At 58.0% G+C, this 14141-nt stretch carries 15 protein-coding genes; 10 read left to right on the top strand and 5 right to left on the bottom strand.

All coding sequences use genetic code 11. The features are described 5' to 3' along the window. Positions 1-4 precede the first annotated feature (4 nt). From FBY01_RS02645 to aroC, 4 genes are read right to left on the bottom strand one after another with little or no spacing between them, the layout of a single operon-like run. Positions 5-550, bottom strand: a complete 546-nt coding sequence (locus FBY01_RS02645; RefSeq protein ID WP_102595319.1) for an acireductone dioxygenase — start codon at positions 548-550, stop codon at positions 5-7. A 34-nt stretch (positions 551-584) separates the two neighbouring features. Further along, positions 585-1211 (bottom strand): methylthioribulose 1-phosphate dehydratase, encoded by a 627-nt coding sequence (locus FBY01_RS02650; RefSeq protein WP_010456636.1) that lies wholly within the window; start codon positions 1209-1211, stop codon positions 585-587. After that, positions 1208-2353, bottom strand: coding sequence for an MFS transporter (locus FBY01_RS02655; protein ID WP_010456638.1), 1146 nt, complete (start codon positions 2351-2353; stop codon positions 1208-1210). The genes FBY01_RS02650 and FBY01_RS02655 overlap by 4 nt, the downstream gene beginning before the upstream one ends. Positions 2354-2386: 33 nt before the next feature. Further along, entirely contained in the window at positions 2387-3478 is a 1092-nt protein-coding gene (gene aroC / locus FBY01_RS02660; protein ID WP_010456640.1) for a chorismate synthase, read from the bottom strand. A 129-nt stretch (positions 3479-3607) separates the two neighbouring features. Between aroC and FBY01_RS02665 the strand changes: the two genes are divergently transcribed. Both FBY01_RS02665 and FBY01_RS02670 read left to right on the top strand, forming a co-directional pair. Beyond that, complete coding sequence (locus tag FBY01_RS02665; protein ID WP_145305848.1) at positions 3608-4561, top strand: alpha/beta hydrolase; 954 nt, start codon at positions 3608-3610, stop codon at positions 4559-4561. Positions 4562-4660: 99 nt separating this feature from the next. Further along, entirely contained in the window at positions 4661-5452 is a 792-nt protein-coding gene (locus FBY01_RS02670) for a hypothetical protein (RefSeq protein ID WP_145305846.1), read from the top strand. Positions 5453-5578: 126 nt separating this feature from the next. On the opposite strand, the gene prmB is transcribed toward FBY01_RS02670, so the two are convergent. Continuing rightward, positions 5579-6487, bottom strand: a complete 909-nt coding sequence (gene prmB / locus FBY01_RS02675) for a 50S ribosomal protein L3 N(5)-glutamine methyltransferase (protein ID WP_145305843.1) — start codon at positions 6485-6487, stop codon at positions 5579-5581. A gap of 238 nt (positions 6488-6725) precedes the next feature. On the opposite strand from prmB, the gene FBY01_RS02680 reads away from it, so the two are divergent. The 8 genes from FBY01_RS02680 to FBY01_RS02720 all read left to right on the top strand — a co-directional run bounded on the left by FBY01_RS02680 (position 6726) and on the right by FBY01_RS02720 (position 14140). After that, positions 6726-7316, top strand: a complete 591-nt coding sequence (locus FBY01_RS02680) for a cysteine hydrolase family protein (protein WP_010456648.1) — start codon at positions 6726-6728, stop codon at positions 7314-7316. 130 nt (positions 7317-7446) lie between these two features. Then, complete coding sequence (locus FBY01_RS02685) at positions 7447-7767, top strand: hypothetical protein (protein WP_010456650.1); 321 nt, start codon at positions 7447-7449, stop codon at positions 7765-7767. Positions 7768-7854: 87 nt separating this feature from the next. Then, on the top strand, positions 7855-8412 hold the full coding sequence (locus FBY01_RS02690; protein WP_010456652.1) for a Smr/MutS family protein: 558 nt from the start codon (positions 7855-7857) through the stop codon (positions 8410-8412). 135 nt (positions 8413-8547) lie between these two features. Beyond that, entirely contained in the window at positions 8548-10434 is a 1887-nt protein-coding gene (locus tag FBY01_RS02695; protein WP_145305841.1) for a DCC1-like thiol-disulfide oxidoreductase family protein, read from the top strand. Between the two features lie 301 nt (positions 10435-10735). Beyond that, the gene (gene folE / locus FBY01_RS02705; protein WP_010456659.1) at positions 10736-11281 is read left to right on the top strand and encodes a GTP cyclohydrolase I FolE; all 546 of its coding nucleotides are present in this window, start codon (positions 10736-10738) and stop codon (positions 11279-11281) included. A 101-nt stretch (positions 11282-11382) separates the two neighbouring features. Then, positions 11383-11754, top strand: a complete 372-nt coding sequence (locus tag FBY01_RS02710) for a glutathione S-transferase N-terminal domain-containing protein (RefSeq protein ID WP_010456661.1) — start codon at positions 11383-11385, stop codon at positions 11752-11754. Between the two features lie 334 nt (positions 11755-12088). Further along, positions 12089-13438, top strand: coding sequence for an NCS2 family permease (locus FBY01_RS02715; protein WP_042932677.1), 1350 nt, complete (start codon positions 12089-12091; stop codon positions 13436-13438). A 72-nt stretch (positions 13439-13510) separates the two neighbouring features. After that, the gene (locus FBY01_RS02720; RefSeq protein WP_010456665.1) at positions 13511-14140 is read left to right on the top strand and encodes a LysE family translocator; all 630 of its coding nucleotides are present in this window, start codon (positions 13511-13513) and stop codon (positions 14138-14140) included. The last annotated feature ends 1 nt before the right edge of the window (position 14141 follow it).

Below are 14141 nucleotides of genomic sequence, written 5' to 3' on the forward strand. Positions count from 1 at the left end.
CGGCTCAGTCCTCAAGACGCGGGAAGCGGCTGGCGATGTCTTCGCCGGTGAAGTTGGCAACCCAGCCTTCAGGGTTGTTGAACAGTCGGATCGCGACGAAGTGCGGATGCTCGCCCATGTCGAACCAGTGCGGCGTGCCGGCCGGTACGGAGATCAGGTCGTTCTTCTCGCAGAGCACCGCGTAAACGTAATCGTCGATGTGCAGGGTGAACAGCCCACGGCCGGCGACGAAAAATCGGACTTCGTCTTCGCCATGGCGGTGTTCGTCGAGGAACTTGGCGCGCAGTTCGGCTTTTTGCGGGTGATCGCTGTTCAGGCTGATCACGTCGACGGTGACGTAACCGCGCTCGGTCATCAGTTTGTCGATCTGTTCCTGGTACGCCGCGATCACTTCTTCCTGACTGGCGCCCGGCTGGATTTTCGCGGTAGCTTGCCAGCGGTCGAAACGCACGCCCTGCTCGGCCAGGGTCGAGGCGATGTCTTCGAAATGGGTCAGCACCTTGTTCGGAAGATCAGGGTTTGAGACGTGGTAAACGGACAGGCTGCTCATCAGGGCAACTCCTTAACGGTTCATGCGTTGCGGTTCATGCTTGACGGTTCAAAACCGCGCGCATCTTCAACTCGCATTCGAACAAAAATTCAAACGCTTCGATCTGCCGCAGGGCGTCGCTCATGCGCGCGCCCCAGGTGTAGAGGCCGTGGCCGCGAATCAGGTAGCCGACGCAATCGGGATGGGCTTCTAGCCAAGGCTGCACCTTGGCGGCGAGGCGCGCAATGTCCTGGTCGTTGTCGAAAATCGGCACGCGCACCCGGGACTCGTGGGTCGAGACGCCGCTGAAAGCTTTTTGCAGTTCGTAATCTTCGAACTCGATGAAGTCTTCTGGCGTCAGGCGCGACAGCACCGTGGCGTTCACCGAATGGGTGTGCAGCACCGCGCCGATCTCCGGGCGCCAGCTGTAGAGCTGGGTGTGCAGCAGGGTTTCGGCGGACGGTTTTTTGCCCGGTTCCAGGCTGTTGCCCGACAGGTCGGTGACCAGCACATCATCCACACCCAGCTGGCCTTTGTGCTTGCCGGACACGGTCAGCAGCGCTTCGGTCGGCGACAGGCGGGTCGAGTAGTTGCTGCTGGTGGCCGGCGACCAGCCGCGACCGTACAGAAAACGCCCGGCGTCGATGATTTCCTGGGCGAGGTGTTCACGGGTAAGGCTCATGGCCTGTCCTCTTGCATGCGTGTGGCAATGATAACGGCAGCGGCGAAGGCTGCGAGACTGGCAATACTAAAGGTGAACGTGGCCCCGAGGGCGTTCCAGCTGTAGCCGGAATACAACGCGCCCAATGCGCCGCCAGTGCCGGCGAGCGCGGCGTAAAGCGCCTGGCCCTGACCTTGCTGACGCGCACCGAAGCTACGTTGCACGAACTGGATGGCAGCGGCGTGAAAGCTGCCGAATGTTGCAGCGTGCAGCACTTGGGCAAACAGCAGCACCCAAAGGAATTCGGCCAGCGAGCCCAGCAGCAACCAGCGCACGGCCGCCAGCAGGAAACTCACCAGCAGCACCCGACGCACCGAGAAGCGCGCGAGGATTTTGCTCATGGCCAGAAACATCAGGACTTCGGCAACCACGCCGACCGCCCAGAGCATGCCGATCACGCCTCGACTGTAACCGAGCCGTTCGAGGTGCAGCGTCAAAAAGGTGTAATAAGGCCCGTGGCTCACCTGCATCAGCGCCACGCAAGCGTAAAACGCCAACACGCCGGGATTGCGCAATTGCCTGAGAAAACCGTCTCCGGCAATGCGTTCGCCCTGAACCGGTTGAGCGTTGGGCACCCACAGGCTGCTGACGACGATGCCGGCCATGATCAGCACCAGCGCCACCGGGTAAATGTCGAGGCTCAGCCATTCGAACATCCGGCCGAGCGCGACCACGGTGATGATGAAACCGATGGACCCCCAGAGGCGGATCTGACTGTAGCGCGACGTCTGCCCTTTCAAGTGCGCCAGGGTGATGACTTCGAACTGCGGCAACACTGCGTGCCAGAAGAACGCATGCAACGCCATGACCATCGCCAGCCAGGCGTAGGTCTGGCTGACGAAAATCAGCGAAAACGTCAGCAGGGTGCAGACGGCGCCAAAGCGCACGATGGCCAGGCGCCGGCCGGTGTAGTCACCCAGCCAACCCCAGATGTTCGGTGCCACGCAACGCATCAGCATCGGGATCGCCACCAGTTCGCCGATGCGCGCGCTGGAAAAGCCCAGGTGATCGAAGTACAGCGCCAGAAACGGCGCTGTCGAACCGAGCAAGGCGAAATAGAACAGATAGAAACTGGAGAGCCGCCAGTATGGGAGCGCCGCCACGTCGTCAGACCGCAGCGGCGTTGAGGTCAGCCATTAAAGCTGACCCAGCACCGGCGTGCTCACGCGCACGTCGGCATTCTGCCCGCGATGACGCAACAGGTGATCCATCAGCACGATAGCCATCATCGCTTCGGCGATCGGCGTGGCGCGGATGCCGACGCAGGGGTCATGACGGCCCTTGGTGATGACGTCCACCGGGTTGCCATGAACGTCGATCGAGCGGCCCGGCGTGGTGATGCTCGAGGTCGGCTTGAGGGCCAGGTGCGCAACGATCGGCTGACCGGAGGAGATCCCGCCCAAAATGCCGCCCGCGTTGTTGCTGAGGAAGCCTTCCGGAGTCATTTCGTCGCGGTGTTCAGTACCGCGCTGGGCGACGCTGGCGAAACCGGCACCGATTTCCACGCCTTTCACGGCGTTGATGCTCATCAGCGCATGGGCCAGTTCGGCGTCGAGGCGGTCGAAGATCGGCTCGCCGAGGCCTGGCATCACGCCTTCGGCGACGACGGTGATCTTGGCGCCGACCGAATCCTGATCGCGGCGCAGCTGGTCCATGTAGGCTTCCAGCTCCGGCACCTTGTCCGGGTCCGGGCTGAAGAACGCGTTCTCTTCCACCGAATCCCAGGTCTTGAACGGGATCTCGATCGGGCCGAGCTGGCTCATGTAGCCGCGAATGACGATGCCCTGGCTGGCCAGGTATTTCTTGGCAATCGCACCAGCGGCTACACGCATGGCGGTTTCGCGGGCGGAACTGCGTCCGCCACCGCGGTAATCGCGCTCGCCGTATTTGTGGTGATAGGTGTAGTCGGCGTGGGCCGGGCGGAACAGATCCTTGATCGCCGAGTAGTCCTTGGACTTCTGGTCGGTATTGCGGATCAACAGGCCGATGGCGCAACCGGTGGTGCGACCTTCGAACACGCCGGAGAGGATTTCGACTTCGTCGGCTTCCTGGCGCTGCGTGGTGTGGCGGCTGGTGCCGGGTTTGCGGCGATCCAGATCGCGCTGCAGATCCTCAACGGAAATCTCCAGCCCCGGCGGGCAGCCGTCGACAATGGCGACCAACGCCGGACCATGGCTTTCGCCCGCGGTGGTGACAGTGAACAGCTTGCCGTAGGTATTGCCGGACATGCAGGACGCTCCGTGAAATGAACCTGAATACGTAATGCGCGCCAGTATACGCAGGCTACCCAAGTAGTTCATCCTCGAACCTTATGGGTGCCCGCGAGTCCAACCGGCACCTTTGTGAATGATGGCGTGATGATGCTGCGAGTTCTAGCCTTGAGCCTTACCCTGTTTACCGGCTTTGCCCAGGCCACTGTCCTGCAACGCCCGATCACTTTGGATACCGGCACCGGGGAGCTTTTCGGCTCGCTGTTGCTGCCTAAATCCGACACCCCCGTGCCCGTTGTCCTGATCATTTCCGGCTCCGGTCCTACGGATCGTGACGGAAACAACCCCGACGGCGGCCGTAACGACAGCCTCAAGCGGCTGGCCTGGGTGCTGGCCAAACACAACATCGCCAGCGTGCGTTACGACAAGCGCGGCGTGGCGGCGAGCCTCGCAGCGACGCCGGACGAGCGCAATCTGTCGGTGGAAGCTTATGTCGCCGACGCCGAGGCCTGGGGCCGCAAGCTCAAAACCGACCCGCGCTTTGGCCAGCTGATTCTGCTGGGCCACAGCGAAGGCGCCTTGATCGCCAGCCTTGCGGCGCCCAGCGTCGATACCGCCGCGGTCATCTCCATGTCGGGCAGCGCCCGGCCGATCGACCAGGTGTTGCGTCAGCAATTGAGCAATCGCCTGCCACCGCCGTTGATGCTGCGCAGCAATGAACTGCTCGACAGCCTCAAGGCCGGCAAAACCGACGACAACGTGCCGCCGCAGTTACAGGTGATTTTCCGCCCGAGCGTGCAGCCGTATCTGATTTCGCTGTTCCGTCAGGACCCGGAGGCAGCGTTCGCCAAATTGAAAATGCCGGCGTTGATCATCCAGGGCAGCAACGACATTCAGGTCGGCGTCGGTGACGCCAGGATGCTCAAGGCGGCCAAACCGGACGCCGAACTGGCGCTGATCGAAGGCATGAACCACGTCATGCGCATCGTGCCCAACGACGTGAAACGACAAATGGCCTCTTACAAGGACCCGCAATTGCCGTTGGCCGCCGAACTCGGCGCGCGAATCCTCGAGTTTATTGACGGACTTCGCACCAGTTAGCCACTACTCACCCTCCAGTCCTGAAAAAAACGGCCGATAAGCCTTTGTCGCCAGCGCTATGACTGACGACAAGCAGAGCTTGGACAGGATCTCGCCGTTATGACTGATACCCAGACTTCACCCGACACGACCGCTGAAAAAGACACACCGCCAGCGGTCGAGCTGCCGTGGGCGGACGTTCACGTCGAGCACCACAAGATGCTCCGCCTGGCGCCGCTGCAAACCGACCGCAATACCGGTGGGCGGCCATTGCGCTTTGTCGAATTCGGTTACGCCGACCGCCACAGCAAGGACCACAGCCTGATGCGCATGAGCATCAAGCTGCCCGGCCAGCGCGTGCGCAAAGAGCAGAACCATCTGGACGTGTGGGTCGATCACACCGCCAAGCGTGTGCATTTCGAGCCTGAAAGCGGTTTGCAGATTGAACCGATGAACCGTGGCATCGGCCGGTTCATGGCCGCCCAGGGCATCACTTGGGCGAAGAAACGTTGGCCTGGCTACACCGTCGACGGCACGGATTTGAACAATAAAGATGCGTTGAACGAAGACACGCGCCTGCGCCGCGATCACTTTCTCAAGGCCCATGGTTTTGAAGTGGTCTACGCCGACGCCCAGCATTTGAAAGGCAGCGTCAAAGAAGTAAAGGTCGAAGACCTGCTGGGTGACTGGAACAGCGAAAAGCTGCAAGTGGTGGAAATACTCGAAGCCGCGCAGATGCTTCAACAGGCCGAGCAGAATCTGGCCGAGCAGGAAGTGAAGCTGAAGAAACACGAAGAGAAGGTCAGCAAGTACAAGCGTGAAGACGCCGGTCTGCGCTTTACCATTACGTGCCTGGTGGCGTTTGCGGTGTTTCAGGCGGGGTTACTGATCTGGATTGCTACGCACCGGTAACGATCCGAGACCGCGGCGCGGTCTTCGCGGGCAAGCCACGTTCCCACCGATTTTGCGTCGTGCCCAAATGATGCGGCACACACAAGACCTGTAGGAACGAGGCCTGCCTGCGAAAGCGCCCTATAGTCAGACGCGGGAAGCGAACAGGGCCTGATGATCGCGGCACTGCTCCGCACTCAACATGAACACACCATGCCCACCGCGCTCGAAATCGAGCCAGGCGAAGTCGACTTCCGGGTACAGCGCCTCAACGTGAATCTGGCTGTTGCCCACTTCAACTATCAGCAAGCCCTTCTCGGTCAAATGATCCGCTGCTTCAGCGAGCATCCGTCGCACCAGGTTCAAACCATCATCACCGCAGGCCAGGCCCAGTTCAGGTTCATGCTGATATTCGTCCGGCATGTCGGCGAAATCTTCCGCGTCAACGTAAGGCGGGTTCGACACGATCAGGTCGAAACGCTGACCCGGCAAGCCGTCAAACCCATCACCCTGAACGGTGTACACCCGCTCATCAACGCCATGGCGCTCGATGTTCTGGTTGGCCACTTCCAGCGCTTCGAACGACAGATCAGCCAGCACGACTTCGGCGTTCTGGAATTCGTAGGCGCAGGCGATACCGATGCAACCGGAACCGGTGCACAGGTCGAGAATCCGCGCCGGCTCGGCCCCCAGCCACGGCTCGAAACGCTTTTCGATCAGCTCGCCAATCGGCGAGCGCGGGATCAGCACACGTTCGTCGACAATGAACGACATCCCGCAAAACCACGCTTCGCCCAGCAGGTAGGCGGTCGGAATGCGGTCTTCGATGCGGCGTTTGAGCAAGCGTTGCAGATTGACCAGTTCGTCATCTTCCAAGGCGCAGTCGAGGTAGCTGTCGGCGATTTCCCACGGCAAGTGCAAGGCACCCAACACCAGTTGACGGGCTTCGTCCCAGGCGTTGTCGGTCCCATGGCCGAAAAACAGATCCTCCCCATGGAAGCGGCTGACGGCCCAACGGATATGGTCACGCAGGGTACGAAGGCGGGAAGTGATCACGGGGGTAAACTCCAGAAAAAACGACTGGCGATTCTAACAGCCAAAACGCGCCACGACGACGCGGGAAAACAGCAGATCAGATGTAGGACATGTCCATTTTCACTGTTGGCTATTGAACAAAACCTGCATCTTGACAAGGCTGCACGCCAGCAACGACGGCGCCTGCGATAGTAGCGATTCACAGAACCGCTCAGCCAGAGGACAATGTCGCAAAAGCCCCACTCCAAGGAGCCCCAGAATGTCCGTTCCAAAAACGATGTTTCAACTCAGCGGCCGCGGTTACGCAGCAGCCAATCTGGGTCATGCGACCCTTGTCATCATCGATGCCCAGAAAGAATACCTCAGCGGCCCGCTGGCCCTGACCGGCATGGATGCTGCCGTCGCGAACATCAAGCAACTGGTGGCCGCTGCCCGTGCCGCCGGTCGTCCGATCGTGCATGTGCGCCATCTCGGCACCGTGGGCGGGCTGTTCGATCCACAGGGCGAGCGCGGTGAGTTTATCCCGGGCCTGGAGCCGCTGGCGGACGAAACCATTATCGGCAAACTGCTGCCGAGTGCGTTTCACGGCACCCCATTGTACGATCGACTGCAAGAACTCGGCTCTCTGGACCTGATCGTGTGCGGCTTCATGAGTCACTCCAGCGTCAGCACCACCGTGCGTGCGGCAAAGAACCTGGGCTTTCGCTGCACCCTGGTTGAAGACGCCTGCGCGACTCGCGATCTGCCCTACAAAGGTGGCGTACTCACAGCCGAGCATGTTCAGCACACCGAAATGGCGATCATGGCGGACAACTTCGCCACCCTCGCGCTTACTCATGAACTGATCTGATCGGCCTCGAAGAGCGGTCAATACCGCCGCTCATCCGCAAAAGCCTCTCATTTGCTGCAATTGACTTAGCCTCAGGAACAACCCGGACAACTCCCGGTCGAAGGGCCGATACCCATTGAGGAAGGTCGGAATGAAGTTATCCGATGGTTTTGACGCACGCCGCTTGCGGCCCAAGGGCCAACGCAACTGGCGTTTTCGATTCGGCGCAGCCTTTGCTGCCTTGCTGGCGACGTGCGGTGTGTTGCTGGCAATGGCCGGCGCCGCCAGCCTGCTCGGCCGCCCTCCGGCCCTGGGCGAATTGAATGCCAGCCCGCTGGGCTCGGCGATCATTCTGGCGGTTGGCCTGTTTGTGCTTTATATCGGTGTGTGGCTGTGGCGTCGTTGCCGGCGTCGTTCGCGCCAATCGCGAGAGCTGAACATGTCCCCGCACCTGATGAAAAAACACGATTGAATCGAAGGCCCGGCTTTTAGGCGGGCCTCAATTGTTATGGATAGTGCCTCGACTTGGGTAAACTGGCCGCCCTTCGCGGAGGCTGACATGCAAGACGACGATTTTTCCCTGTTCAAAAGTGCGATCCAAGGCGTCAAGCCGATCAAGCACGATCGCGCCGAAACCGGCAAACCCAAGGCCGACCGCGCGCAAATCGCCAAGTTGCGTCAGGCCGCGACCGTTCGCACCGATGCCACCACCGTTGATGGTCTGTCCGATCAGTTCGTGATCGACGTCGGCCCGGAAGACGAGTTGATGTGGGCCCGTGACGGCGTTCAGGAAAGCCAGATACGCAAGCTCAAGATCGGACAGATTCCGTTCGAAGGCAGCCTCGACCTGCATGGCATGACGGTGGAAAAGGCCCGGGAAACCCTCTGGGCGTTCCTGGCTGAAGCAACCAAATTCGAAATCCGCTGTGTGCGTGTCACCCACGGCAAAGCCGTGCGTCTGGACGGCAAGCGGCCGATGATCAAAAGCCACGTCAACACGTGGTTGCGTCAGCATTCCCAAGTACTCGGCTTCACCTCTTGCCAACCGAAACATGGCGGTGCCGGCGCGGTGTATGTGATGCTCAAACGGACCATGATGGAAGGTCGCGACGAATAAAGCCCTGGGGGCTGCTCAACGACACCGGGGATACTTTGGAATATTCGGCTCACTGCACGGGCCGCTGGCAGCTGCGGTACCAATTAGATCGCCGCACAGCTGACAATACAAAGATTAAAAAATGACGAGAGCGAAATGACTTTACCTTTTTACACACAGATGTGCGTGTTCTACTTGTTTAGTTTCGCAGCTGTTTATGCGATTTTGCGCTTCATACCTGCAGCCCCAGTCATCGCGGAGCAATGGGGGAAGAAACTGCTGATCAAGGCATTCCCGCCTGTATCCGACAACGAACATTACAAATTTTCAATTTTGCGGGCGCTGTTTGGACTGATCCTGCTACTCAGAGCAACTAACATACAATTACTGCTGCTGCCTGAAGAACGCTTAGGCTTGATTGGCCTGTTTAGTGCACTAGACATCATTGCCTCTTTCATGTTGATGGTTGGACTGTTCACCCAGGTTGCGTTGGCATTTTCCATATTTGTAATGTGGCAAGTCGGAGAAAGCGTCCTCGGCACCAGCACACTGGGCAATGATATTGCTGCAATCCTGAGTGTTCTTTTATTACTAACCAGCGCCGGCAAGTATCTCTCAGTGGATGCACTGATTATAAAACGCTGGAATGTGAGCCCAGCGGTGCTGCTTTACACCAAGGCACCACCAGACAAGATTACCATTGCACTGGCAAAATTCGCCGCCTTATTCTCCTACTGGCTGGTGTGTGTGTATTCGCTTTCCATGCACATTAACGAACCCGCTTGGACGACCGGAATCGCCGGTCCGTTGTTGTTGAGCAATAATTTCATGTCTCAATGGCATGCCGGGTTCGAAGCAATTTTCGTGTCCCATAACTTAGCGACCTTGATCGCCAAATATACACTTTGGCTCATGATGGCCTGGTATGCCACCATCCTGCCGTTTACGCTACTGGGCGGCCTGTGGCGTAAGTATGTAATTGTCTGGGCATTGATGTTCTTTTCCCTGTCGATGTTCGTCCTGAACCTTGGATCGCTAGGAGAAATCGAATTTGTATTGTGGGCAGCCATTTTCTGGCCATCGCTTGGCGTTAGTTCAAAACCAAAACTTTTGCTGTTCTATGATGACAAGTGCAACATGTGCGACAAAACGGTTCAAGTCCTCACTTATCTGGACGTCTTCAACCGTATACGTCTTATGCCCGTATCAAAGAGTGCCGACCAGCTTCTAAAATACAATATAAGCAATGAAGAAGCCTTGACGGATCTTTATGGAGTCAATGAAGAAACCGGGAAAACGTTCGGCGGTTATGATCTTTACTGCAAACTAGCCATTCACCTGGTTCTGCTGTGGCCTGTCAGCCCGCTGCTTTGGCTCGGCCGGTTATTCGGCACCGGTGCAGGTATCTACCGAATCATTGCAGTAAGACGGCGAGAGCTATTTGGTGTTTGCACGCTGGCAAGGCCCAAAGTCAATCACGACACCCAGTCTACTCCTGTCAATCGACCGTCTCGCCTCTCAATTGCTGTCGTTGCACATGTAATGCTGCTAGGCACCATTTATTTTTTCTCTATACCAGCACCCTATATTGGAATCACTGGATCAAGTAGTGCTGGCACAAGTGCTGCTCATTTTTATGGCATAGCCCCCATAAATGTTTTCAATAAAACCGACCTTCGAATGTCCGAAAACTGGTTCACTCTGACTGACGTCGAGTCAAATACACTCCTTCCTTATTTCAATGAGAACGGCGAGCGTCTCCCCTATCATAAATCCGACAGGGTCTATTTCGGGTACACCTTAAGGTTCAGGCGCGGAGAGATCGACAGTACGGACTGTGCTTTCGACCGCCAACAAGTATCCATTGACTACCTGACTCGTACTTGGCTGATTCGATCATCTACCCATCATCAGCCCCGTCAATTTACCTACACCCAATATTATCAGCCGATAGCCGACAATGGATCCTTGCTCGAAAACCTCTACACGCCGGGCAAGCGGGTCGTTCGCTGCACGCAAACTTATGAGGTATCCATTCAATAACGCAGGCCAACGGCACCGCCGATCACTTCGATGCAGCACGGGTCGAATTTGAGATCAGGGCCGGGTGGCAATACAACTGCCGGCATACCTACGCTACTATGTGCCCAGTGGCAGGCATGAACCTCGGGTTCATTGCGCATCAGTTCGGAGATAGCGTGCAAATGCTATTGTCGACCTCCGCTCGGTGCATCCCCCAGTGAAGACTGGCGCGAACCCGGGAAGCTGGAACAAAGCCTGACTGGTACAAAATTGGTACAGACAGAAACCGTACCCCTCTAGAACCCATACGGAATAAAGCTCTGTGACATTGGAACAGAATTACACCGCGATTCTCGGCCAACTGGGCGAGGACGTCTCCCGCGAGGGCCTGCTCGACACGCCAAAGCGTGCCGCCAAAGCCATGCAGTACCTTTGCCGCGGCTATGAACAGACACTGGAAGAAGTCACCAACGGTGCCTTGTTCAGCTCCGACAACAGCGAAATGGTGCTGGTCAAGGACATCGAGCTTTACTCGTTGTGCGAACACCACCTGTTGCCGTTCATCGGCAAGGCTCACGTCGCCTACATCCCCAGCGGCAAAGTATTGGGCCTGTCGAAAGTCGCGCGGATCGTCGATATGTACGCTCGCCGCCTGCAGATCCAGGAAAACCTCAGCCGCCAGATCGCCGATGCGGTCCAGCAAGTCACCGGTGCCCTGGGCGTTGCGGTGGTGATCGAGGCCAAGCACATGTGCATGATGATGCGCGGTGTGGAAAAGCAGAATTCGTCGATGATCACGTCGGTGATGCTGGGTGAGTTCCGCGAAAACGCCGCGACACGCAGCGAGTTTCTCAGCCTGATCAAGTAATTCGTTACACGAAGAAAACCGGCATTCATCGCCGGTTTTTTTTCGTCTGTGAAAAATCAGGTAAGCTGCGCGCCTTCCGTTCGCCCTGTGAGGCTTATTCCGTGTTCGTAAAAGCGCTTCGTGTCGGCCTTGGCCAACTGATCATCTTCATCGACTTCATTACTCGCCCAGGCAAGAAGCAGCGCCCCGCCGCCGCTCAGGCTCAGGTCGAAACAGCGGCCAAGGACCTGACGCTGTATCAGTTCCACGCCTGCCCGTTCTGTGTGAAAACCCGTCGCACCCTGCGTCGTCTGAATGTGCCGGTAACGTTGCGCGATGCGAAGAACAACGAACAGGATCGCCAGACCCTGCTGGAGCAAGGCGGCAAGATCAAGGTGCCGTGCCTGCGCATTGAAGAAAATGGGCAGACCACCTGGATGTATGAGTCCAAGGTGATTATTGATTATCTGGATAAGCGGTTCGCAGCTGCCTGACACGGCGGATCTCGAACAAAAATAAACCGGCCCATTGGCCGGTTTATTCGTTTCTACCCTCCCCCCAGTCGTTTCCCCGCTTGCTTGTGATGCGAGCCGGGCTCGGTCAGCGGTACGACGAAGGCCTCCCTCCCGGCGATATATCCCTATTGCCAAACTTTTCGTCTACAAAATCAAAAACATTATTTGCTTTATTTGTATACAAAAGCATAATCCACTTCGTGCGAGTTTCTGACCAGCCGGTCAACAAATTCGCAAGTGCCTCAAAGGGCCGCTGCCACCCTCATGGGTCCGGCCCTGGAAATAACAATAAAACTCTTGAGGAGTATTCGCTGTGGAAAGCCGCAAATCCGAAGCCCCGACGCTGGAACTCTCGCCGCCGTTACGCAATGGCTTGCTTGAGCGCATTTTCAAACTCAGCTTGCACGGCACCACGGTGAAGACCGAGCTGATTGCCGGTCTGACAACCTTCATCACCATGGCCTACATCATCTTCGTCAACCCCAACATCATGGCCGACGCCGGGATCGATCACGGTGCCGCGTTCGTCGCGACCTGTATCGCTGCTGCGCTCGGTTGCCTGTTAATGGGCCTGTATGCCAACTGGCCGGTCGGCCTGGCACCGGGCATGGGGCTGAACGCCTTCTTCACTTACACCGTGGTCGGCACCATGGGCTACAACTGGGAAACCGCCCTTGGAGCGGTGTTTGTTTCCGGTGTGTTGTTCATGTTCCTGACCTTTTCGCGGATTCGCGAATGGTTGCTCAACAGCATTCCTGTGAGTCTGCGCTACGCCATGGGCGCCGGCGTGGGGCTGTTTCTTGGGTTGATCGGCCTGAAAACCGCCGGCATTGTCGTTGATAGCCCGGCCACCCTGATTAAGCTCGGCTCCCTGCGCGAGCCCGGCCCGTTGCTGGCCGCCATCTGCTTCCTGATGATCGCCGTGCTCAGCTACCACAAAGTGTTCGGTGCGATCCTCATCAGCATCATCACCGTGACTCTCGCGGGCTGGGGCCTGGGCCTCGTCCACTACGAAGGCATCATGTCTGCCCCGCCAAGCCTGGCGCCCACCTGGATGGCCATGAATGTTGCCGGCGTGTTCAACGTCAGCATGATCAGCGTGGTGCTGGCCTTCCTCTTCGTGCACATGTTCGACACTGCCGGCACCCTGATGGGCGTCGCCCAGCGCGCCAACCTGGTTAACGCGGACGGCCGGATTGAAAACCTTTCTCGCGCCATGAAAGCTGACAGTGCTTCCAGCGTGTTTGGCGCTGTAGTCGGCGTCCCACCCGTCACAAGCTATGTGGAAAGTGCCGCTGGCGTAGCGGCGGGTGGTCGGACTGGTCTTACCGCTGTGACCGTGGGTGTGTTATTTATTGCAGCCATGTTCTTCGCTCCACTGGCGGGCATGATCCCTGCTTATGCAACAGCGGGTGCGCTGATTTATGTGGCGATGCTGATGATGGGCGGCATGGCGCACATCGAATGGGACGAAGCGACCGACAGCATTCCCGCGATCGTCACTGCGATCATGATGCCGCTGACGTTCTCGGTTGCCGATGGCATCGCGCTGGGCTTTATCACCTACGTGGTCCTGAAAGCCTTCACCGGCAAGCACAAGGAAATTTCTGTCAGTCTGTGGGTGTTGTGCGCGATCTTTATCGCCAAGTTTATTTTCTTGTAAACGTTACGGCGTCAGTGTTTCAAATCAGCCTCACCCCGTCGGGTGGGGCTTTTGCACAAATGGAGGAAAGTGATGAGTCTGGAAACCTGGCTGCTGTTCAGCGGCGCTGCGCTGGTGGTGATCCTGATCCCGGGGCCCCTGTCTTTGCTGATGATCAGCAACAGTCTGAATTACGGTTTGCGCCGCTCTTACCCGGCGTTCCTGGGGGGCGTTATTGCCTCGATCTGCCTGCTCAGTGCCTCGGCGCTGGGCCTGGGCGCCCTGTTGCTGGCATCGGAACAGTTGTTCAGCGCGCTGAAAATCGTTGGTGCGCTGTACCTGTTCTACCTCGCCTGGCAGAGCTGGCAGCAATCGCGTCAGCCATCGGTTGGCGCTGAAGTGCCCCAGGCTGCACCGGTGCCACGTTTTCGTGCGCTCTTCGGACGCGCATTCGTGTTGGGCGCGAGCAATCCGAAGGATATTTTGTTCTTTGCTGCTTTCCTGCCGCAGTTTCTGAGCGCCGAACAACCGTTCCTGCCGCAGTTGCTGATGATGATTGCGACCTGGACTGTGCTGGATCTGCTGTGCAAATTAGCTTATGGGCTGGGCGCTCATGGTGCGGCCAGGTATTTACGCAGTGGCAAAGGACAAAGTTGGTTTAACCGGGTGAGCGCAGGACTCTTCAGTGGAGCGGGCGCAGCCTCCTTACTAAGCAATCACTGAT

It is taken from the genome of Pseudomonas sp. SJZ077 (genome assembly GCF_007993905.1).
Classification (GTDB): Bacteria; Pseudomonadota; Gammaproteobacteria; order Pseudomonadales; family Pseudomonadaceae; genus Aquipseudomonas; species Aquipseudomonas mandelii.